Origin of the sequence: Dietzia cercidiphylli (assembly GCF_039531545.1) — a bacterium.
GTDB classification, from domain to species: Bacteria; Actinomycetota; Actinomycetes; order Mycobacteriales; family Mycobacteriaceae; genus Dietzia; species Dietzia natronolimnaea.
Window position 1 is genome coordinate 534,856 of record NZ_BAAAQG010000003.1, and the last position, 21,612, is coordinate 556,467.

A 21,612-nucleotide genomic window follows, 5' to 3' on the forward strand; every position below is an offset into this window, starting at 1 on the left:
CGGACGCCCGTATGGGCGTCCGCGGGCTATGCGAGGAGAGAACTGACCAGTGGTTGAAGCTTCACGGACCGACACCCCCACGGGCGCGAAGGGCGTCCTGGCCCCGATCCACCGCATCCACAGGTCCCGCTCGACCATGCTGCGGCTGTCGGTGGCCGGCATGCTCACCACCCTCGTCGTGGGCGGCGTCGCGGCACTGGACCAGCGCACCGCCTTCACCCTCGAGGTGGATGGCGCCCCGGTCGAGCTCGTGACCTTCAAGTCCGATGTGCGCGCGGCGATCGAGGACGCGGGGTACAGCGTGGACGAGCGCGACGTGGTGGTGGCGCCCGGCGACCGGATCGACGACGGCGACACCGTGACCCTCCTGCGCGCCCGGCCCGTGACCGTCGAGGTGGACGGGAGCAGCGAGCAGGTGTGGACCACCGCCGCCACGGTCGCCGAGTTGATCGCCGAGCGCGACGACGTCCCGCCCCGCAGCTACGTCACCCCCCGCATCGACGCCGAGGTCCCCCTCGACGGTGCGCAGGTCTCGGTGGTGACCCCCCGCGAGCTGATGCTGTCGGACAACGGCGCCCCGGCCGCCCCCCTGGCCTCGCCCGGCGACACCGTCGGCGAGTACCTCGAGCGGGCCGGCATCACCCTGGGCCCGCTCGACACCGTGGCGCCCCCCGCCGACGCGCCCGCCGCCCCCGGCACCGAGGTCACCGTCACCCGCGTGACCACCTCCGAGGAGACCGTGGTCGAGCCGTTCGAGGTTTCCGAGCAGGCCACCGACGATCCCGAGGCGACCGAGGGTGAGCGCACCGTGGTCGAGCCCGGCGCCCCCGGTGAGCGCGAGGTCCGGTACACCGTGACGCTGGTCAACGGCGTCGAGACCGAGCGCGCCCGCGGCGAGGAGAAGGTCCTCAGCGAGCCCCGACCCGCGGTCGTCCGGGTGGGCACCAAGCCCCGCCCCTCGGCTCCCGCGGTCTCGAACGGCGGCGTGTGGGACTCGATCGCGCAGTGCGAGTCGAACGGCAACTGGAGCATCAACACCGGGAACGGCTACTCCGGCGGCCTGCAGTTCGCCCCCAGCACGTGGACCGGTCACGGCGGCGGCCAGTACGCCCCCAGCGCGCACCTGGCCACGCGGGAGCAGCAGATCGCGATCGCCGAGAAGGTCCGCGCCTCGCAGGGATGGGGCGCCTGGCCCGCCTGCACCTCGAAGCTGGGCCTGCGCTGACCGGTCCGGACGCGACCTTCCGCGGACAGGCCGATCTCCTCGGCCCCCAGGAGGTGCGCGCGCTCGCCGAGGTGCTGGACCTGAAGCCCACCAAGTCCAAGGGGCAGAACTTCGTCCACGACGCCAACACGGTCCGCAGGATCGTCACGGTCTCCGGGGTGGGGCGCGACGACACCGTCGTCGAGGTGGGCCCGGGGCTCGGTTCGCTGACCCTGCCGCTGCTCGACGCCGCCGGACGGGTGGTGGCGATCGAGATCGATCCGGTGCTGGCCGAGCGGTTGCCCGTGACCGTGGCCGAGCGTGCGCCGGAGCTCGCGGGGAACCTGACCGTCGTGACCGCCGACGCGCTCGCCGTGCGCGGATCCGAACTCGGCGAGCCGGCGCCGACCGCCCTCGTGGCCAACCTGCCCTACAACGTGTCCGTCCCGGTGCTGCTGCACCTGCTCGCCGAGGTGCCGACGCTGCGCACCGCACTGGTGATGGTGCAGCTCGAGGTGGCCGACCGGTTGGCCGCCGCACCCGGCTCCCGCGTCTACGGCGTCCCGAGCGTCAAGGCCGGCTTCTTCGGCACCGTCAGGCGCGCCGGCACCGTGGGACGCAACGTCTTCTGGCCGGTGCCGAACGTCGAGTCGGGTCTGGTGCGGATCGACGCGTACGAGACCCCGCCGTGGGACCTGGGGGAGGCGCACCGCAAGCGGGTGTTCGCGGTGGCCGACGCCGCCTTCGCCCAACGGCGCAAGACTCTGCGCGCGGCGCTGTCCGGCTGGGCCGGGTCCGCCGCGGATGCAGAGTTCGCGCTCGTCGAGGCGGGTGTCGACCCCAGGACGCGGGGCGAGCAGCTCACGACCGCCGACTACGTGCGCATCGCGGAGGCGGCGCGGCGACTCGGGATAGGGTCGGCCCACCGCGAGCCGTAGGCTGGTCGCCGTGCCTCGTGACGTCTCCACCCCCGCCGGCGCGCGCGCCGTGACGGCCGTGGCCCCCGCCAAGATCAACCTCCACCTCGGGGTCGGCGATCTTCGCGCGGACGGATTCCACGACCTGCTCACCGTGTACCGGGCCGTGGACCTGTGGGAGCGGGTCACGGTCGCGCTGGTCGACGGTGATGACGCCGACGACGACGAGGTGGTCGTCACCGGGCCGGGTGCGGACCAGGTGCCCACGGACCGGACCAATCTCGCGGCCAGGGCGGTCGACCTGCTCCGCAGCGAGGCCGGTACGGACGCGCGGCTGTCGATCCGGATCGTCAAGGGCGTCCCCGTGGCCGGCGGGATGGCGGGCGGGAGCGCGGACGCCGCGGCCGCGCTGGTGGCCACCGACCGACTGCTGGGTCTGGGACTCGGGCGGGCGGCGCTCGAGGAGCGGGCCGCACGCCTGGGCAGCGACGTGCCGTTCTGCATCCGCGGCGGTACCGCGCTCGGCACCGGTCGGGGTGAGACCCTCGCGCCGCTGCTGCACGCCCGCGCCGAACAGCACCTGGTGGTGGCGCTGGCCGACGGCGGTCTGTCGACCCCGGTGGTGTTCGCCGAACTCGACCGCCTGCGCGGCGAGCCGGGTGGAGCCCGCGAGCTGCCCGGGGCCGGCGGCGTCGAGCCGCTGGTGGAGGCGTTGGCCGGGGACGACCCGGCGCGGGTGGCCGGGGTGCTCGCCAACGATCTCGAGCCCGCCGCACTCTCGCTGATGCCGGCCCTGCGCAGGACCCTCCGGGCCGGAGCCGAGGCCGGTGCGCTGCACGGTATGGTCTCCGGCTCGGGTCCCACCTGCCTGTTCTTCTGCGCCGACCGCGAGCAGGCGATCGCGGTGGCGGCCGAGGTGAGCGAGACCGGCGTCGCACGCGAGGTCCGACTCACCCGCGGCCCCGTCGCCGGCGCCCACGTCATAGACAACCCGCAACAGACACCGGAGCAGTAATGGCCCCCACGAACCTCATCAACCTCGAGCAGGGGTCGGTGTCCTTCGGGATCCGACAGGTGCTCGACGACGTCTCCCTGGGCGTCAACGCCGGCGACCGCATCGGCGTGGTCGGCCTCAACGGCGGCGGCAAGACCACGCTGCTCGAGATCCTCACCGGGGTGGCCGAGCCGGACACCGGACGGGTCTCGCGCGTGAGCGGCTTGCGGCTGGCCGTGGTCACCCAGCGGACCGAGCTGGCCGCCGACACCGTGGGCGAGTCCGTGCTCGGGGGATTGGGCGTGGCCACTCACGAGTGGGCGGGAGACTCGCGGATCCGCGCCGTGCTCGACGGGATCGGCATCCACGACCTGGGTCTGGACACCGCGGTGGACGATCTGTCCGGCGGCGAGCGGCGGCGGGTCTCCCTGGCCGCGGCGCTGGTCCAGGACCTCGACCTGCTGGTCCTCGACGAGCCGACCAACCACCTCGACGTCGAGGGCGTGCAGTGGCTCGCCGACCACCTGCGTGCGCGGTCCTCCGCCCTCGTCGTGGTCACCCACGATCGGTGGTTCCTCGACACCGTCGCGACCCACACCTGGGAGGTGGTCGACGGCCGCGTCGAGCAGTTCGAGGGCGGGTACAACGACTGGGTCTTCGCCCGCGCCGAGCGGGACCGACAGGCCGCTGCCTCCGAGTCCCGGCGGCAGAACCTCATGCGCAAGGAGCTCGCCTGGCTGCGTCGCGGCGCACCGGCGCGGACCTCCAAGCCGCGGTACCGCATCGAGGCCGCGGAGGCGTTGATCAAGGACGTGCCGCCGCCCCGTGACTCACTACGCCTGTCGAGCTTCGCCGCCCGGAGGCTCGGCAAGGTGGTGATCGAGCTCGAGGAGGCGCGCCTCGACGCCCCCGACGGCCGCACCCTCGTCGAGGACCTGACCTGGCGACTGGCCCCCGGCGAACGACTCGGCCTGGTGGGCGTCAACGGTTCCGGCAAGACCACGCTCCTGCGTGCCCTCGCCGGTGAGGCCCCCCTGGCCGCCGGCCGCCGCAAGGAGGGCAAGACGGTCCGCATCGGGTGGCTCAAGCAGGAGCTCGACGACCTGCCGCTCGACCAGCGGGTGCTCGAGGCGATCGAGGACGTGGCCGCCCGCGTGGCGTTCGGTGACATCGAGCTCAGCGCCTCCCAGCTGGCCGAGCGCCTCGGCTTCACCCCCGCCCGCCAGCGCACGCCGGTCGGCGACCTCTCCGGCGGCGAGCGGCGGCGCCTGCAGCTCACGCGGGTCCTCATGGCCGAGCCCAACGTGCTGCTGCTCGACGAGCCCACCAACGACCTGGACATCGACACGCTCCGCCAGCTCGAGGATCTGCTCGACGGGTGGCCCGGCACGATGGTCGTGATCTCCCACGACCGCTACCTCGTCGAGCGCATCTGCGACTCGGTGTGGGCGCTGTTCGGAGACGGCGGGCTCACCAACCTGCCGCGGGGGATCGACGAGTACCTCGAGCGCCGCAAGCGCGCCGGGGCCGCGGGCGACTCGGGCAAGGTCCTGCGCGAGCCCGCTGGCTCGGGTTCGGGCTCGGGCTCGGGTCCCGGGGCCGGATCGGGCGGTGGATCGGGCGGTGGTTCGGCATCCGCCGCGACCGCCGGCTCCGGCGGGTCCGGGCTCAGCTCGAGTGACGAGCGGGCGCTGCGCAAGGAGATGTCCAAGATCGAGCGCCAGATGCTCAAACTCGATCAACGACAGGCGACCCTCCACGAGGCCCTCACCGCCGCCGCAGGGGAGGCGCTCGACACGGAGAAGCTCGCGTCCCTCGACCGTGATCTCAAGGACGTGAGCGCGGAGAAGGAACAGCTCGAGGAGCGCTGGATGGAGCTCGGCGAACAGGTCGAGGGCTGATCCACCCGCCGGCGCGAGAGCGGTGTGGACGTCGAACCTGGTCGTCTTTGCTGCGGTGAATCGAGCGTTTCGCCGCGCTGGACACGACCACAATGTGGGCGGAACACCTGATGGCAAGACCGAGCGGCGCGGTTCGTTGTGGATGCTCGTCGTCCTCATCCACAGGGGACGCCGGGGGCGGGCGTGAACGGTCACCGCGGGCGATGATCCTGAGGTGCCCATTCCTCATCCTGCTGAGCCGTTCATCGGTAGTGCGGTGGTCGTGGAAGGCCATCTGTCCAGACATCAGCTCAGGTCAGGACATCGTCGTCTGTTCCCCGACGTGTACCTCGCCACCGGAGCGCCCGCCACACCGGATGTAGTGGTCCGCGGCGCAGCGCTATGGGCACCCGCTGGAGCCGTGATCGGCGGTCTCGCGGCGGCACTGATCCACCGGGAGCGGTGGTACGCGCCGGCTGCGGTCGAGAGAGAAGTCGACATCTACGCGGTCGGAACGGCACCCGCTCCGGGCCGTGTGCGGCTGCGTCGCCTCCGGCGTGCTCTGCCGGCGGGACAGGTGGAAGCGATCGGTGGACTCCGTGTGACCTCCGCTGCACGGACGGCCATCGACGTAGCGAGGTGGGAGGTCAACGACGATACGGCGATCGCGAAGATCGACGCCGTGTGCAATCGATCCCGGATCGCCGTCAGCGAGGTGAGTGCACTGGCACGGGGCCTGCGAGGGCTGCACGGTCTGCAGAGGGTGCGGAGCCTTCTCCGGTGGTGTGACCAGCGAGCTGATTCGCCGCCCGAGACCAGGCTTCGGCTGCTGATCGTCCGGTCGGACCTCCCCGACCCGACTCCGCAGGTCGAGATCCACAACGAGTACGGGGTGAAGGTCGCCACTGCGGATCTGGCGTACGAGGTCGGGAAGGTGGCGGTGTTCTACGACGGGGACGTCCATCGAGGCAGGTCTACCTGGGAGTACGACGCGCGGGTCAACGCCGAACTCTCGGAGCTGGGCTGGCAGGTGGTCCGCGTGACCGGTTCGATGCTCCGGAATCCACGGGCGGTACTCCGCCAGATCGGTGCGTCCCTCGAGCGCGGCCGCGCACGGGTATGACCGCGACGCGCGACCACATCACCCGAATCTTGGTCGTGCCCACTGCGACAGAACTGCGTTGTGGCCACAAGGGCCACGACCACACCCGTTGCGCGGGGCGCGCTGGGATGAAGGCGCTGGGGTGGGGGCGCGCTGGGTGTGCGGGGCGCGGCGGGGTGGGGGAGCGCCGGGGCGCGCAGGGGTGTGCGTGAGGCAGGGGCTGGGAGCGTCAATCGGCCGGTGAGGGATGCGCGCGAGTGTGGGCGAGACAGGCGGAGAGCAGGGCGTCGGCATCGGTGAGGCTCGGCAGGACGGCGTGGGCACCAGCTGATCGCAACTCGTCAGCGGAGACCCGACCGGTCGCGACGGCGACGCAGCGGGCCCCCACGTCGAGAGCGCCGCGGACATCGTGGACGTGGTCACCGATCACCACCGCGCGCTCAGCGGACACCTCGAGTCCGCGTGCGCGGGCGGTGGTGAGGGCACCGCGGACGAGGTCGGCGCGGTCGGCGTGGTGATCCCCGAACGCCCCGAGCCGCGGATCGGGAAGCCCGTCGAACCCACACACCCGGAGCTTGAGCAGCGCCGTCCGTCGCATGTTGCCGGTGACGATCCCCTGGTGCAGCCCGTCTACCGCGGCGAGGGCGGCTATCGCCTCGTGAGCTCCCGGGAGTGCCCCACCTCCCGCGTCGAGCAGGTCCTGCCCGTGCGCCTCGCACCGCTCGGCGACGGCGTGGAGCAGCGTGGTGACGAGGTCCTCGCGGGGGTCGATCCCGTTCCGCCCGAGCAGGTCGGTGCAGATCGCGCGGTCGGTCCGCCCGGCAAAGGAGACGTCCATGACGGGCTCGCCGCCGACCATCTCGGCGAGCGCGGGGGCGATCATCCGCGAGCCGAACCCGGCGGGGTCGAGCAACGTGAGGTCGAGGTCCCAGAGGACGAGCAGAGCGCTCACGATGGCGGCTGCAGCAGTGGTGCGAGCCAGGCGGTGAGGAACGCCCGCAGGTCGGCGTCGGAGCGGGAGTCGGGATCGTCGAGCACCATCACCGACCAGCCGATGTGCACGCCGACGTCGGCGAGGAAGTCGATGCGGTCGGCGAACTCGGGGAATCGCTCGATCGCCGGACCGAGCAGGTGGGCTGTGTACTCGAGGGATCTGTCGACAGCACCCGGATGGTGGATCGGGTTGCCCTCGCCTGACAGCGTCAGGGCTCGCAGCAGCGGGTCCCCGAGGATGCGTCGCCGGGCCTCGATCACGATCTCCACCAGCACCTCGAGCAGAGAGTCGGCCGAGTCCATCACGGACTCGTAGGCACCGACCAGCGCGGTCAACCGTTCGGTGACCGCCTCGCCGATCAACTCCTCACGGGTACCGAAGATCGAGTACACCGTCTGCCGACTCACCCCGGCCCGCTTGGCCACGACGGCGATATTGACCCCGTCGAACCCCACGTCCCCGATCACCGCTCGGGTCGCGTCGAGGATGCTGTCACGGGACCTCACGCCGTCCATTATCGCGCGAGCCGGCTGCGGACCGCATCCGAAGAGCCGGGCCGGGTGCGCCCGGGGCCGTAGGATCGCGGGCATGAGCGGCAAGAAGGACGACAAGAAGGCCACCTCGAGCGGGAAGAGCACGTCCTCGAAGAGCGGCGACACCGGGTCGAAGAAGAAGGAACTCGCCAGCGGCCTGGAGAAACTGCCCAAGAAGGCGTACGAGGCCGAGCTCGAGCGGTTGCAGGCCGAGCTCGTGGAGATGCAGGCCTGGCTCAAGGAGACCGGGAACCGGCTCGTCGTGGTGTTCGAGGGCCGCGACGCCGCCGGCAAGGGGTCGGCGATCAAGCGCATCACCCAGTACCTCAACCCGCGGTTCGCCCGCGTGGTCGCGCTTCCCGCCCCGACCGAGGTGCACAAGACCCAGTGGTACTTCCAGCGCTACATCGAGCACCTGCCCGCGGCCGGGGAGATCGTGATCTTCGACCGCTCCTGGTACAACCGGGCCGGCGTGGAACGAGTGATGGGCTTCTGCACCACGGACGAGTACCGCCGCTTCCTGCACCAGGCGCCGATCTTCGAACGCCTGCTCGTGGAGGACGGGATCATGCTGCGCAAGTACTGGTTCTCCGTGTCCGACGAGGAGCAGGAGCGCCGCTTCCGCTCGCGGCACGACGACCCCGTGCGCCGGTGGAAGCTCTCGCCGATGGACCTGGAGTCCATCAACCGGTGGGAGGCGTACAGCCGTGCCAAGGACGAGATGTTCATCCACACCGACATCCCCGAGGCGCCCTGGTACACGGTCGAGTCGGAGGACAAGAAGCGGTCGCGCATCAACGTCATCTCGCACCTGCTCTCCACCGTGCCGTGGGAGAAGCTGGAGCCGCCGACGTTCGAGATCCCGGAACGACCCGAGGGTGCGAGCTACGAGCGCCCGCCGCGCGAGGAGTTCAAGTACGTCCCGGACGTGGCGTCGGAGCTGCTCTGACCGGAGGCGGGGCACGATCGGCGACCTGACGCCGGGCGGGGCGGCGGGGGCGGCCTAGGTAGGAATTCCTAGTATCCCGGCGACGGGCACAGACCGGCCTGCCACACTGGGGGCATGAGCGAATTCGTCACCACCCGGCGAGAAGGCCGGATGCAGCACATCGTCCTGGACCGCCCCAAGGCACTGAACTCCCTCGACCTGCCCATGTGCCGGGCCCTGCACTCCGCCCTGGATGCCGCGTCGCAGGACTCGGGAGTGGAGGCCGTCGTCACCACCAGTACCTCGGAGAAGGCGTTCTGCGCGGGCGGCGACATCCGCGCGCTGCGCGACGCCGCGGCCGCCGGCGAGCACCAGACCAACCGGGAGTTCTTCTCCGAGGAGTACGCGATGGACCTCGCGTACCACACGCACCGGGTGCCCACCGTCGCCGTGATCCACGGCGTCGCGATGGGCGGCGGCCTCGGGATCTCCATCAACGGCTCGCACCGCGTGGTCACCAAGAAGGTCATGATGGCCATGCCGGAGACGGCGATCGGGTTCATCCCCGACGTCGGCGCCAGCCACTTCCTGCCCCGCCTGTGCGGCGGCGGGACCCGGGGTCTCGCGGTGGGGATCTACCTCGGCACCACCGGGGTCCGGATGAACTCCGCCGACGCGCTCTACACGGGTCTGGCCACCCATCTGATCGACGACGCCGACCGCGACGCCTTCGTCTCCGCCATCGGGTCCGATGGCCTGGACGCCGCCCTGGAGCGCCACGGCCTCGAGCACTCGGCGGCGGGGGAGTCCGCGGTCGAGAAGCACATCGACCGGATCGAGGACGTCTTCTCCCGTGCGACCGTGCAGGAGATGGTCGCGGCCCTGGAGTCCGGTGCGCAGGACGAGTGGGCCACCTCGACCCTCGAGATGCTGCGGTCGCACTGCCCCACGTCCGTCATCGCGACCATCGAGCTGCTCCGCGCAGGGGCGGCCGCGAGCGATCTGCGAGAGTGCCTGGCGGCCGAGTTGGCGCTGGGCGGATGGATCACCGCCCGCCCGGACTTCGTCGAAGGCGTCCGGGCCGTGGTGATCGACAAGGACCGCAACCCCACCTGGGACCCCGCCGACCTCGACGACGTTCACGTGGACGCCATTCGTTCGGCGTTGACCGGGGGCTGACAGAGTCTACTCTGATCGGCGTCCAGCGCACGGGGCGCGGGTCGAGGAGGGGCCATGACCACCACCGGTGACGGCGCGCGCGAACCCGATGTGCTCGCCCCGCACGAGGAGCCCAAGGGCTGGGGGATCGCCGGCGTCACCGTGGTGTCCCTGGCCGCCGCGTTCGTCGTGCTCTGGGGGATCTCCCAGCACGCGAACCTGGTCATGCCCGCCTTTCTCGCCCTGAACCTGGTGATCGCCGCCCAGCCGCTGCAGCGGTTGCTCGAGCGTGCCGGCCTGCCGAGGTGGGGCGGGATGATCATCGTCCTGCTGGTGCTCTACCTCCTGCTGGCCGCGCTGGTGGGGATGCTCGTGTGGGCGCTGTGGATCGCCGCCGAGGAGATCCCGCGCTACCAGGACAAGTTCGTCGAACTGTACGAGCAGACCATCGAGTTCCTCGGACGGTTCGGGGTGAGCGAGGACCAGGTCTCCTCGAGCCTGGCGGGAGTCGACCCCGGCACCGTGATCGGCACCGTCCAGAACGTGGCGGGGCAGCTGTCCTCGGCGGGCGGGCAGCTCACCGTCCTGGTGATCGCACTGACCTTCCTGGTGTTCGACGTACCGGGGATCACCCGCCGTCGGGCGGTGATCGCGCGCCAGCGGCCCCGGCTGGCGGACGCCCTCAGCTCGTTCACCGACGGTGTGAAGTCGTACTGGATCGTCTCGACGATCTTCGGTCTCATCGTGGCGGTCATCGACGTGATCGCACTGATGATCATCGGTGTGCCGCTGGCCCTGGTCTGGGGCGTCCTGGCCTTCGTCACCAACTACATCCCCAACATCGGCTTCGTCCTGGGCCTCGTGCCGCCCGCGCTGTTCGCGCTCCTGACCGGGGGACCGGTCGACGCCATCTGGGTGGTGGTGATCTACAGCGTGGTCAACCTGGTGATCCAGAGCTTCATCCAGCCCAAGTTCACCGGCGACGCCGTGGGGCTGACCCCCACCGTCACGTTCCTCTCGCTGGTGTTCTGGGCGTCGGTGGCCGGTGCTCTGGGCGCGATCCTGGCAGTGCCGCTGACCCTCGCGGTCAAGGCCTTCCTCGTGGACGCCGACCCCCGGATGACGTGGTTCTCGACGTTCACGACCACTCCCGACGCCGATGCCAAACGCGACCGGCGGCGGGCCGGGAAGCTGCCGGCACCGCGCTGACCCTCCCCGCGGGCCCGGGCCCGGGCGCGGGGGCGGGGGCGGGGGCTCCGGCTGCGCCGGGTGCGCCGGGTGCGCCGGGGCGGCGGACGCGCGCGGTCAGTCGGGGGATCCGGGATCGCCGGGTTCGTCCCCGGCGGGCGCCCTGGTGAAGGTCCCGAGACCGTTGCCGTCCAGGAGTTCGACGGTGACCTCGTCGTCGTCGAACGTCACGGAACCCCGCGACCCCGGCGGCCAGTTCTCACTCCGCGGTTCGACCGCGAACGTGTCGCCGTCCCAGGGGTCGAGTGGCCAGGCGGCGGCGCCGCCGACGGTCATCTCCAGCGCGTCCTCCGACTCTCTGACCTCGAGGGTCCCGAAGTAGTCGTTGCGGTACGTCCCGACCAGCTCGGCCGGGTCCCTCGACGGTGCCGGATCGGCGGGCGGGGTCGCGTCCACCAGGTCCCCGACCGGGTCGAGCAGTGACGCGAACGCCTGGCCGAACAGATCCCGCCAGTCCAGCGTGGGGTCGCCGTACTGGGCGTAGTCGGCGAACCTGGCGTTGATCGTCTCCGCCACCCCGCTCGGCGAGGCGTTGGTCACCGTGATGATCCCCAGGTCGAGCGAGGGCAGCATGAGCATCGCGGTGCCCGCCCCGAGCGCGAACGCCCCGGAATGGCTCCACTGGACCCGACCCGAGGAACTGGTACCGATGTTGAACCCGTAGCCGTAGGACCCGGGACGGTCCGCGGCGGCCCGCGGCGGCGAGGAGACGATCTGCGGGGTGAGGGCCTCGCGCAGCGCCTCGGCGGGCACGACCTGGGAGCCGCCGGGCCCCTTGCCGTCGTCGAGCACCATCGCCATCCAGGCGGCCATGTCGGTCACCGACGAACTCAGGCCCCCCGCCGGCGCCTGGGCGTCGGGGTCGCGCTGGGGATCGGCCGGGACCCAGTCCCCGTCCGGGTCGCTCTGGTCCGCGGAGTCGGGGGAGTCGGGGGAGTCGGCGCGCACGTGGCCGACCGCCCGGTTGTCCCGCTCGAGCAGCTCGTCGTGGGAGAACGAGGTGTCGGTCATGCCGAGCGGGTCGAAGATCCGCTCGCGACCCAGCTCGTCCCAGGGCGTCCCGGCCGCGACCGCCACCGCTTCGGCCCCCGCGGTGAGACCGAAGTTGGTGTACGCGTAGGAGGTTCGGAACGGCGTGAGCGGCAGGTGGCGCAGCCCGTGCAGGACCGCGGGTCGGTCGTAGCCCAGGTCCTCGAGGTCGTCACCCGCGTGCTCGGGGAGCCCGGAGCGGTGCGCGAAGACGTCACCGACGGTCACGAGGGGGGACACCTGCGGATCGGAGAGCTCGAACCACGGCAGGTACTCGCTGACGGGGGTGGACCAGTCGACCTCACCGTTGCCGCTCTCGGCCGCCACCACCGTGGCGCTGACCGACTTGGAGATCGAGGCCAGCGGGAAGACTGTCCGGGCGTCCACCTCGGCGCCCGTGCTGGTGTCCCGGACGCCGAACCCCTCCGCGAGGACCACCTCACCGCCGTGCACCACGGCCACGGCCGCGCCCGGGATGCCGGAGGCGTCGAGTTCCTCCTCGACGATCCCGGTGACCTTGCCGATCGCGTAGTCGATCCGGTCCTCGCTGACCTCGAGTCCCGAGTAGGCGGCCGGGCTCTCGTCGGGGCCGGGTGTGGCCACCGGTGTCCCGCACGCCGATCCGAGGAGCGCGACGGCCGCGCACACGCTGATCGCTCCCAGGGTCCGACGGTGCCCGGTGGCCGAATCGGTGGTCATCCGCCCAGCTTAGACCGCCGGAGGGGTCCCGGAGGCCCGTGTCGGACCATTCCCCGCGACTCGGTTGCGGTGCGCGTCGATCAGGTCGCGATACCAGTACCAGGAGTCCTTGCGGGTGCGCGTCAGGGTGCTGTGGTCGACGTGGACCAGGCCGAAGCGCTCGGCGTACCCGGCGGCCCACTCGAAGTCGGTCCGCTCGACGCCCTCGATCCGCACCGGGCGGAACGGCATGTCCTCCGGGAAGTCCACCTCGAGCACCCCGGCGTAGTCGGCGTCGGGGCGTGGGGACTCGATCACCGTGGGTTCGTAGTAGTTGACGCCGTAGTGGTCGAGGGGGCTCGCGATGACGACGAGGTCCTGCTCGAGCTGGTCGGCGGTCAGGCCGGCGGTGGTCATGACGAGCTCGGCCACCCAGTCCTCCGGGTAGGCGCCCCGGAGGACCGGATCGGAGAACAGCCAGTTGGTCAGGATGCGGAACATCTCGGCGGCCCCGACGTCCTCCGGGGAGTCGGTCGCGGCGATGACGGGGAAGTGCTGTTGCACCACCCCGACCTCGTGCCGGGGGCCGGCGGCACGGATCGCCTCGACCGCCAGACCGTGTGCGCGGAGCAGGTTGTGGGCCACGGGCAGGCAGTCCAGTCCCATCCCGAGCGCCGGCGCGTGATCGGTGAGTCCGTGGCCGTAGAGGGTGTGGACGTTCATCTCGTTGAGCGTGAGCCAGCGGGTGACGCGGTCGCCGAGGGCGTCGACCACCACGGCGGTGTAGTCGGCCAGGGCCTGCGAGGTGTCCCGGCTCAGCCAGCCGCCCTCGTCCTGCAGGGCCTGGGGAAGGTCCCAGTGATAGAGGGTGGGCACCGGGCGGATCCCGGCCGCCAGGAGGTCGTCGACGAGCCGCGAGTAGAAGTCCAGGCCGGGCCGGTTGACCCGCCCGCGCCCGGTGGGCAGGACCCGCGACCAGGAGATCGAGAACCGGTAGTCGTCGACGCCCAGGGCGGCCAGGTCGCGGACGTCCTCGGCGTGGCGGTGGTAGTGATCGCACGCCACGGCCGGGGTGTCGCCGCCGCAGGCTCGCGGCGAGGAACTCTTCTGTGTTGTCGCACCACACGCCGATCGGGTGGTAGCCGAACGTGCGCTTGTACGTCGGCGCGGCGTTCTCCTTCTCGCTGTGGGTGACCACGATGGTGGCGTCCACATCGAGAACGATCGTCGATCCCAGGTCCCGGCCCGCGCACTTGGATGCGGGCACCCCGCCGGGCAGGTGGGACCACACGTGCCGCCGTGCCCGAGCCCGCGCCACCTGGATCTTCTTGCGCTTGCCGGCGGTGACCTCATCGAGTGTGCGCCACACTGTCGGCGCCGAGGCCACCGGGCCCAGGGCGCCAGACTGGTGGCGCAGGACGCCGATGTCTGAGATGGACTCGCCGCCATCGGCCAGCATCACCGCGACGTCGATCAACACCCGGCCGCGATCGTGGATCGGGATGAACCGGCGGCGGGCCATGGCCCCTGACAGCGCGGCGGTCAGACCGACCTGATCAGCCAGAAGGCGCGGAGCGATGGCCCCGGCATGAGAGACCACCCCGACACCATCAGCAGTAACGGACAGCCCGGCCGACCACGAAGTAAGCTTCACCTACCGAGTGCTTTCTGCTGGAGAACATGGAACCTTAGACAAGTCCCAGTTTCCCCTGTTCAGGAAGCACTTCGGTCTATTTTCGCCCAGCGATCCGCAGATCCCCGTGAATCACCGGGGTTAACCAAGGGTGGGCCGTTCCGAGCCCTATCCGAGCAATTTCTGGACGGTTGTTCAGAGCTTTCGCGGGCCCGGTGAGGCGTGTGTGACTCGAGGGTCAGTTGGTGTCGGCGACCAGCGGTTCGATGGTGAGGTGATCCATCTCCTTGCTGATGTACTGCAGACGCCATTTGTCGCCGAACAGGGCCAGCAGCTCGCCGTCGGTGCGCTGGAACACCTCCACTCCGCGCTGGCGGCCGAGCTCGTCGGCCGAGGCGGCGTCGGTGCGGCGGGCGATGGAGTAGGGCAGGTTGTCGACGACGACCTCGACGTTGAACTCGGTCTTCATGCGGGCGGTCACCACCTCGAACTGCATGGGCCCGACCGCCGCCATGACCGGGTTCGCGTCGCCGCGGGTGTCGTTGCGCAGGATCTGAACCACGCCCTCGGCGGCCAGCTGGTCGATCGCCTTGCGGAACTGCTTGTACTTGCCCAGCGAGTGCGCGCGGACCACGGCGAAGTGCTCGGGGGCGAACTGGGGGATCGGCGGGAACTGCACCTTCTTACCGGTGTAGAGGGTGTCGCCGGGGGCCAGCGCGGTGGCGTTGACCAGGCCCACCACGTCGCCCGGGTAGGCGGTCTCGACGGTGGTGCGGTCGCGGCCGAAGACGGTGAGCGCGTACTTCGTGGTGAACGGCTTGGCGGACTGGGCGTGGGTGACCACCATGCCGCGCTCGAACTCGCCGGAGACCACGCGCATGAACGCGAGCCTGTCGCGGTGCGCGGCGTCCATGCCGGCCTGCACCTTGAACACGACCGCGGAGAACGGATCCGAGGTCTCACGCGGCGCACCGGTGACGGTGTCCCACGCGTGCGGCGGCGGGGCCAGCTCGACCAACGCGTCGAGGATCTGGTGGACGCCGAAGTTGAGCATCGCGGAGGCGAAGATCACCGGGCTGGTCTCGCCGGCCAGGTAGAGCTCCTGGTCGTGGTCCTGACCCATGGCGGAGAGCAGTTCGGACTCCTCGACGGCGGTCTCCCAGACCTCGCCCTCACGCTCGGCGGCGGCGGCCGGGTCGTAGTGCTCCTCCGGGGCGATGGTCGAGCCGCCGGCGGTGCGGGTGAAGTGGATGTACTCCTCCGGCGCCCCCTCGGGGCCGCGGCGGAGCAGACCCCGGTAGTCGCCGGCGATGCCCACGGGCATGAACAGGGGGGTGGGGACCAGGCCGATCTGCTCGGTGATCTCGTCCAGCAGTTCCAGCGGCGCCTGCCCCGGCCGGTCCCACTTGTTGATCACCGTGATGATGGGCAGCCCGTTGTGCTTGCACACCCGGAACAGCTTCAGCGTCTGCGGCTCGAGGCCCTTGGCGGCGTCGATGAGCATGACCGCGGCATCGACCGCGGTGAGGACGCGGTAGGTGTCCTCGGAGAAGTCGGAGTGCCCGGGGGTGTCCACCAGGTTGATGACGTACGGCTCGTCGTCGTCCGGCGCCCCGGCCGGCTTGTAGGTGAACTGCAGTGCCGTGGAGCTGACCGAGATGCCGCGGGCCTTCTCCATCTCCATCCAGTCCGACACGGTGGCGCGGCGACCGGACTTGCCGTGGACGGCGCCGGCCTCGGTGATGACCCGCGCGTGCAGCGCGAGCGCCTCGGTGAGCGTGGACTTGCCGGCGTCCGGGTGGGCGATCACGGCGAAGGTGCGGCGTCGGGCGACCTCGGAGCGTACGTCCGTGTGGGCCCCGGACCTGTCGGGACCAGCGGGTTGCCCGGTCGTCCCGGTGTCCTCGGCGGTCTCCGTCACGCGTCCTCCTCGGTGCTCCGGCGGCCCTCGCCGTCGTCATCCCAGGGTACGTCCGTCCACGTTCGAGCACCCAATCCGCCGGTGCGCCGCCCGGGGTCTGCGGGCGCGCGCGAAAGGCGAGGTCACGCGGGGCGCGATGTCGGACCCGGCGCCTACGGTGCGCAGTGGCGGCGTCACCGGACGCGCCGGAGCGGAGACGGGAATGAGTGCGAGCAGGGACGGTTCTGTGGTCGGGGACGCACGGGTACGCGAGGAGCGGAGGGCCGCGCTACGCGACCTGCTCCCGGCGGTCGAGCGGTTGCGTGGTGTCCGCTCGGTCGTGTGGTCCGGGGGCGGTCAGAACGAGGACGGCTCGTATAACCTCCGGTACCCGATCTACGACCGCGACACCGAGAAGGTCATGGAGGTCTGCAACGGGGGAGCGCTGACCGATGTCGAGTACCGGCGGACGCTCCAGCGGCGAGGTGGGCACGGAATGGGCAGCCGGGCACCTGATCTCGTGGCGTTGGCCCGGGACTCCGACGAGGAGCTGGCCGTCGCGCTGCTCACCTGGATGATGCGGTCCGAGAGGTTCAGCGAGGGTGAGGTCGCGGCGTCGCTGGAGAGCGGGGCGCTCGTGGCGCTTCTCGACCGGCTGCGAGAGCTGTTCGACATGTGATCGCCCCACGAGCCGGTCGTGCGCTCCTGCTCCGGCCCGTCAGTGCCCCCGCGCCCAGAGCGGCGTCACGTCGCAGCCGCCGGGGACGGCTCACGCGGAGTGGACCTGGTTCTGGGCGGTCTCCAGCCCGTGCGTGAGGAGCAGTTCGACGGCGTCGGCAGCGTCCTGGACCAGGAACGGCACGTCGGGTTGCTCGAGCTTAGAGAAGCGCTTGAGTACGTAATCCGCCACCGCCATGCGACCCGGTGGCCGGCCGACCCCCGCGCGGACGCGGATGTAGTCGCGCGTGCCGAGGGCGCTGGTCACCGAGCGCAGGCCGTTGTGCCCGCCCTCGCCCCCGCCACGCTTGAGCCGGACCTGACCGAAGTCGATGTCGATCTCGTCGTGCACCACGATCACCTCGGTGGGGGCGACGGAGAAGTACTTCGCCACCGCCGCGACGGGGCCCCCGGACAGGTTCATGTAGCTCCGCGGACGGGCCAGGACCACGGCCTGGTCGGCCAACCGCGTCTGGGCGACCTCGCAGTTGGTCCGCTTGTGCGTGGAGAAGCTCGCGGGCATGGGAAGGGCGCGGGAGGCGAGCTCGACCAGCACGTCCCAGCCGATGTTGTGTCGGGTGCCCTCGTAGTCGGGACCGGGGTTGGCCAGGCCCACGACGAGTCTGGGTCCGGGGGCGTCAGCGGTACTCACGGACCCATGGTCCCAGACCGGGTCGGTCGCCGCTCCCGTCGGTCGCCGCTCCACCCGCTCGCCTCCGCTCCGGCTCGGGCCGTCATGCCTGCAGCTCGGCCCGGGCCGTCTCGAGCACCGCCGCCGTCAGGGCGTCGAGGTCGGGGGACTGGAGTCTCCAGTGTTGCCAGAACAGAGGGACGTCGAGGGGGCGGTCGGGGGAGACCTCGGCGAGCTCGCCGGAGACCAGCCACGGTGTGGCCAGTCGCTCGGGGACCAGGCCCCAGCCCAGCCCTGCGGCGATGGCCCGGACGTGGTCGTGCGAACTGGGCATGAAGTGTCGGGGTCCGGTCGGTTCGCGGCGGGCCAACCGTCGGTAGTGGTGGTTCTGGTGGGCGTCGCTGCGATCGAAGTCGACGATGGGGGCTCGGCCCAGCGCGGTCGTGGGCGAACCGTCCCGCAGGTGCCGGGCCACGAACCCGGGACTGGCGCACGCGAGGTACCGCATCGACCCCAGCGGCAGTGACCGGCACCCCTGGACGGGTCGGGACTCGCTGGTCACCGCCGCCATCACCTCGCCCCGCCGGAGGAGCTGGGAGGACAACGACTCGTCCTCGCGGCGGAGGTCGAAGACCACCCGGCCCGAGGAGTGGACCTCGGTCATGGCGTCGAGGAACCAGGTGGCCAGCGAATCGGAGTTGCACGCCACCGCCAGGACCACATGCTCTGTCGGGGTGCCCGCTCCGTCGAACTCCCGGGACAGGGATTCCTCGAGGTGAAGCATCTGCCGTGCGGTCCGGAGCACTGTCTCGCCGGAGTCGGTCGCCGTGACCGGGCGGTCCCGGCGGACCAGGATTCGGCCGGCCGAGTCCTCCAGCGCTCGAATCCGCTGGGACACCGCGGACTGCGTGAGGTGGAGGTGGGTGGCGGCCGCGTCGAACGAACCGAGGTCGACGACGGCCACGAGGGTGCGCAGCTGGTCCAGGTGAAGTGCGTCCATAAGTGCGGCTAATGCTAGCCAAGGAACTGTAGTAGCGCTACATCCATCGCGACCCTAGCGTGGGGATGTGACCGCCACCTCCACGCTTCTCATGGGCGCCGGCATGGGCCTCGGGCTCATCGCCGCCGTCGGCGCACAGAACGCCTACGTCCTCCAACGCTCGATCCGCGGCGACGTGGCGATGGTCCCGATCGTGATCTTCTGCGTCCTGTCCGAGGCGGCCCTGATCCTGCTCGGCGTGGCCGGGGTCGGGGCGCTGGTCGAGTCCGCGCCCGCCGCCATCACGGTGATGAAGTGGTTCGGGGTGGTGTTCCTGCTGGCCTACGGCGCCTTCGCCGCATCCCGCGCCCTGCGCCCCGGCAGCGGGCTGCAGGTGGACGGCGACGCACGGATCCCCTCGACCCTGGGCGCGGTGGCGGCGTGCGCGGCGTTCACCTGGCTCAACCCCCACGCCTATCTGGACAGCGTGGTGTTCCTGGGGACCCTCGCCAACCAGCAGGCGGGGGATCTGCGCTGGGTGTTCGCGGCCGGGGCGTTCCTCGCCGGCACGGCATGGTTCGCGTTGATCGGTTTCGGGGGCAGGGCCCTGCGTGGAGTGTTCGCCAGGCCCGGGGCGTGGCGGGTGCTGGACGCGGGGATCGCCGTGATGATGGTCGTCCTGGCCGTCGGCCTCATTCGGGGCTAGGTCTCGACTGCGGCTAGGTCTCGACTGCGGTCGGGACCAGCCGGCCGGTGCGTCCGGACGAGGGGTTCCGGAATCGACCGCGGGCCCGCTCCGACTCGATGGTCGGCAGCGGGCCCGCGGGCGGTGTCGCCGCAGCTCAGGCCGCGGCGAGGGGGATCACGCCTCTTCGGCGGCCTGGGCGGCGTCCTCACCCTGGGGGGCTGCCTCCTCCTCGGACTCGAGGTCCGCCTCGGTCGGCGCCTCGATCACGTTGACGATCAGGGTCTCGGGATCGGAGACCAGGGTGCTGCCGGCGGGGAGCTCGATGTCGGCGGCGGTGATCTGGAGGCCTGCCTCGGCGTCCTCGACCGAGACCTCGAAGCCCTCGGGCAGGAGGGTGGCGTCGGCCTCGATCTCGACGTAGCTGGCGTCCTGGGTGACGAGGGTGCCCGGGGCGGCGTCGCCGACGACCGTGACGGAGACCTCGACCGTGACCTTCTCGCCCTTGCGCACGACCAGCAGGTCGGTGTGCTCGATGACGCGGGTGAGCGGGTGCACGTCGATCTGCTTGGGCAGCGCGAGCTGCTCCTCGCCCTCGATGTCCAGCGTGAGCAGCGAGTTGGTGCCGTGTGCACGCAGCACCGCGGCGAACTCCAGGGTGTTGAGGAGGAGGTGGCGCGGCTCGGTGTGGTGGCCGTAGAGCACCGCGGGGACCTGGCCCTCGCGACGGGCGCGGCGGGCGGAGCCCTTGCCGAACTCGGTGCGGATGGTGGTCTTGAGGTTGTTGATTTCCTTGGCCATGGTGAACCTTCTGTCGGTGGGGAGCGCGCGTGCGCTCTGCGGGCGGGAGACCTCCCCGGCGACCGAGACGATCGCCCGGGGCGGCCCAGCGGGGACCACACCGACAATGATCGCGTCGATAACGGAGTGGCCCCTGCAGGGCCCTCCCTCGCCGAGATGACCCGATCAGCCTAGCGGCGCGGCGCCCCGCCCCCAAATCACGTCGGGTACCCCGGGCTCCGGGTCACGCCGGGGCCCGGGTCACTCCGACCACCCCAACCGTCAGAGGATCTCCTCGACGGCCGAGGTGGGCCGCGCCAGGCGGGTGCCCTTGCCGGTGACGACGAAGGGCCGCTCGATGAGCCGGGGGTGCGCCACCATCGCCTCGAGCAGTTCCTCGTCCGAGGCCTCGAGCAGACCCAGCTCGGTGAACTCGGCCTCCTTGACCCGCACGGCCTGCCGCACCGTCAGCCCGGCATCGGAGATGAGGGTGCGGAGCTCGGCGACCGTAGGCGGGGTGTCGAGGTACTTGACCACAGTCGGCTCGACCCCCCGCTCGCGCAGCAGGTCGAGCGCCTGCCGGGACTTCGAACAGCGCGGGTTGTGGTAGATCGTGGCGCGACCCGCGGCGTCCGCGGACATGTCAGGCGTTCCCGTTGAACAGGCTGGTCACCGAGCCGTTCTCGAAGACCTCGTGGATGGTCCGGGCCAGCAGCGGGGCGATGGACAGCACGGTGAGGTTGTCGAACCGCTTCTCCGGCGGGATCGGCAGTGTGTCGGTGGTGATGACCTCCTTGGCCCCGCACGTGGCCAGCCGCTCGGCCGCCGGGTCGGAGAAGACACCGTGGGTACAGGCGATGATCACGTCGCCGGCACCGGCGTCCTTGAGGACCTTGACGGCGCCGGCGATGGTGCCGCCGGTGTCGATCATGTCGTCCATCAGCACACAGGTGCGTCCCTCGACGTCACCCACGACGCGGTTGGACTTGACCTGGTTGGGCACGTTGGGGTCGCGGGTCTTGTGGACGAACGCCAGGGGCGCACCGTCGAGGGCGTCGGCCCACTTCTCGCCCACCTTGACGCGGCCGGCGTCGGGGGAGACCACGCAGATGTTGTCCGTGCCGTAGTGCTCACGCACGTAGTCCGACAGCTGGCCCTGGGCGTGCATGTGGTCGACCGGGCCGTCGAAGAAGCCCTGGATCTGGTCGGTGTGCAGGTCGACCGTGATGATCCGGTCGGCGCCGGCGGTCTTGAGCAGATCGGCGATCAGGCGGGCCGAGATGGGCTCACGACCACGGTGCTTCTTGTCCTGCCGCGCGTACGGGTAGAACGGCAGCACGGCCGTGATCCGCTTGGCGCTGCCGCGCTTGAGGGCGTCGATCATGATGAGCTGCTCCATGATCCACTTGTTCAGCGGCGCCGGGCAGCTCTGCAGCACGAACGCGTCGCAGCCGCGGACAGACTGCTCGAAGCGGACGAAGATCTCCCCGTTGGCGAAGTCGCGGGCGGTCTGGGGGGTGACCTCGATCCCCAGCTCGGCGGCGACCTGATCCGAGAGTTCGGGGTGCGCACGCCCCGCGAAAAACATCAGGTTCTTCTGGTTGTCGATCCACTCGCTCACT

General features: G+C 71.0%; 20 protein-coding genes and 1 pseudogene. 10 read left to right on the forward strand and 11 right to left on the reverse strand.

What is annotated here, in order from left to right; all coding sequences use genetic code 11:
- The first annotated feature begins 49 nt into the window (after positions 1–49).
- The 5 genes from ABD250_RS04305 (at position 50) to ABD250_RS04325 (ending at position 6,118) form a co-directional block, all read left to right on the forward strand.
- The gene (locus ABD250_RS04305; RefSeq protein WP_344390830.1) at positions 50–1,225 is read left to right on the forward strand and encodes a resuscitation-promoting factor; all 1,176 of its coding nucleotides are present in this window, start codon (positions 50–52) and stop codon (positions 1,223–1,225) included.
- A complete protein-coding gene (rsmA, locus tag ABD250_RS04310) occupies positions 1,180–2,142 on the forward strand; it encodes a 16S rRNA (adenine(1518)-N(6)/adenine(1519)-N(6))-dimethyltransferase RsmA (protein ID WP_425551858.1) in 963 nt (320 codons plus the stop codon). The genes ABD250_RS04305 and rsmA overlap by 46 nt, the downstream gene beginning before the upstream one ends.
- Positions 2,143–2,152: 10 nt before the next feature.
- A complete protein-coding gene (locus ABD250_RS04315; protein WP_344390832.1) occupies positions 2,153–3,136 on the forward strand; it encodes a 4-(cytidine 5'-diphospho)-2-C-methyl-D-erythritol kinase in 984 nt (327 codons plus the stop codon).
- A complete protein-coding gene (locus tag ABD250_RS04320; RefSeq protein ID WP_259847730.1) occupies positions 3,136–5,016 on the forward strand; it encodes an ABC-F family ATP-binding cassette domain-containing protein in 1,881 nt (626 codons plus the stop codon). Before ABD250_RS04315 ends, ABD250_RS04320 begins: the two co-directional genes overlap by 1 nt.
- A gap of 580 nt (positions 5,017–5,596) precedes the next feature.
- A complete protein-coding gene (locus tag ABD250_RS04325; RefSeq protein ID WP_182659173.1) occupies positions 5,597–6,118 on the forward strand; it encodes an endonuclease domain-containing protein in 522 nt (173 codons plus the stop codon).
- 208 nt (positions 6,119–6,326) lie between these two features.
- Here ABD250_RS04325 and ABD250_RS04330 read toward each other — a convergent pair whose 3' ends face one another.
- A complete protein-coding gene (locus ABD250_RS04330; RefSeq protein ID WP_182659174.1) occupies positions 6,327–7,049 on the reverse strand; it encodes an HAD hydrolase-like protein in 723 nt (240 codons plus the stop codon).
- Positions 7,046–7,597, reverse strand: a complete 552-nt coding sequence (locus ABD250_RS04335; protein WP_179525812.1) for a TetR/AcrR family transcriptional regulator — start codon at positions 7,595–7,597, stop codon at positions 7,046–7,048. The genes ABD250_RS04330 and ABD250_RS04335 overlap by 4 nt, the downstream gene beginning before the upstream one ends.
- 82 nt (positions 7,598–7,679) lie before the next feature.
- Between ABD250_RS04335 and ppk2 the strand changes: the two genes are divergently transcribed.
- From ppk2 to ABD250_RS04350, 3 genes are all read left to right on the forward strand, one after another.
- Positions 7,680–8,573 carry a polyphosphate kinase 2 gene (gene ppk2, locus ABD250_RS04340; RefSeq protein WP_241730760.1) on the forward strand — a complete coding sequence of 298 codons (894 nt, stop codon included), beginning with the start codon at positions 7,680–7,682 and terminating at the stop codon, positions 8,571–8,573.
- Between the two features lie 114 nt (positions 8,574–8,687).
- A complete protein-coding gene (locus ABD250_RS04345; RefSeq protein WP_179525811.1) occupies positions 8,688–9,731 on the forward strand; it encodes an enoyl-CoA hydratase/isomerase family protein in 1,044 nt (347 codons plus the stop codon).
- A gap of 54 nt (positions 9,732–9,785) precedes the next feature.
- A complete protein-coding gene (locus tag ABD250_RS04350; protein WP_344390838.1) occupies positions 9,786–10,919 on the forward strand; it encodes an AI-2E family transporter in 1,134 nt (377 codons plus the stop codon).
- A 96-nt stretch (positions 10,920–11,015) separates the two neighbouring features.
- Here the strand turns inward: ABD250_RS04350 and ABD250_RS04355 are convergent, their stop codons facing one another.
- The 4 genes and pseudogenes from ABD250_RS04355 to ABD250_RS04370 all read right to left on the reverse strand — a co-directional run bounded on the left by ABD250_RS04355 (position 11,016) and on the right by ABD250_RS04370 (position 16,219).
- On the reverse strand, positions 11,016–12,686 hold the full coding sequence (locus tag ABD250_RS04355) for a serine hydrolase (RefSeq protein ID WP_182659324.1): 1,671 nt from the start codon (positions 12,684–12,686) through the stop codon (positions 11,016–11,018).
- Positions 12,687–12,695: 9 nt separating this feature from the next.
- Positions 12,696–13,730, reverse strand: a complete 1,035-nt coding sequence (locus ABD250_RS04360; RefSeq protein WP_338404238.1) for a glycoside hydrolase family 1 protein — start codon at positions 13,728–13,730, stop codon at positions 12,696–12,698.
- A 1-nt stretch (position 13,731) separates the two neighbouring features.
- Positions 13,732–14,319 (reverse strand): annotated as a pseudogene (locus ABD250_RS04365) (transposase); the annotation flags it as partial.
- A 217-nt stretch (positions 14,320–14,536) separates the two neighbouring features.
- Positions 14,537–16,219, reverse strand: coding sequence for a peptide chain release factor 3 (locus ABD250_RS04370; RefSeq protein ID WP_182640997.1), 1,683 nt, complete (start codon positions 16,217–16,219; stop codon positions 14,537–14,539).
- A gap of 202 nt (positions 16,220–16,421) precedes the next feature.
- Here ABD250_RS04370 and ABD250_RS04375 point away from each other — a divergent pair, with 202 nt between their 5' ends.
- Positions 16,422–16,877, forward strand: coding sequence for a DUF6508 domain-containing protein (locus tag ABD250_RS04375; RefSeq protein WP_182659321.1), 456 nt, complete (start codon positions 16,422–16,424; stop codon positions 16,875–16,877).
- Positions 16,878–16,967: 90 nt separating this feature from the next.
- Here ABD250_RS04375 and pth read toward each other — a convergent pair whose 3' ends face one another.
- Together pth and ABD250_RS04385 are read right to left on the reverse strand one after the other, a co-directional pair.
- Positions 16,968–17,567: an aminoacyl-tRNA hydrolase gene (gene pth, locus ABD250_RS04380; protein ID WP_179525804.1), complete on the reverse strand. Its 600-nt coding sequence runs from the start codon at positions 17,565–17,567 to the stop codon at positions 16,968–16,970.
- 82 nt (positions 17,568–17,649) lie between these two features.
- Positions 17,650–18,546 (reverse strand): LysR family transcriptional regulator ArgP, encoded by an 897-nt coding sequence (locus ABD250_RS04385; protein ID WP_182659320.1) that lies wholly within the window; start codon positions 18,544–18,546, stop codon positions 17,650–17,652.
- A 67-nt stretch (positions 18,547–18,613) separates the two neighbouring features.
- Between ABD250_RS04385 and ABD250_RS04390 the strand changes: the two genes are divergently transcribed.
- Positions 18,614–19,231 carry a LysE family transporter gene (locus ABD250_RS04390; RefSeq protein WP_182659319.1) on the forward strand — a complete coding sequence of 206 codons (618 nt, stop codon included), beginning with the start codon at positions 18,614–18,616 and terminating at the stop codon, positions 19,229–19,231.
- Positions 19,232–19,387: 156 nt separating this feature from the next.
- On the opposite strand, the gene ABD250_RS04395 is transcribed toward ABD250_RS04390, so the two are convergent.
- The 3 genes from ABD250_RS04395 to ABD250_RS04405 form a co-directional block, all read right to left on the reverse strand.
- Entirely contained in the window at positions 19,388–20,011 is a 624-nt protein-coding gene (locus tag ABD250_RS04395; protein ID WP_182659323.1) for a 50S ribosomal protein L25/general stress protein Ctc, read from the reverse strand.
- Positions 20,012–20,272: 261 nt separating this feature from the next.
- Entirely contained in the window at positions 20,273–20,632 is a 360-nt protein-coding gene (gene arsC, locus ABD250_RS04400; RefSeq protein WP_179525801.1) for an arsenate reductase (glutaredoxin), read from the reverse strand.
- Position 20,633: 1 nt separating this feature from the next.
- A complete protein-coding gene (locus ABD250_RS04405) occupies positions 20,634–21,611 on the reverse strand; it encodes a ribose-phosphate diphosphokinase (RefSeq protein WP_179525800.1) in 978 nt (325 codons plus the stop codon).
- Position 21,612: the final 1 nt, after the last annotated feature.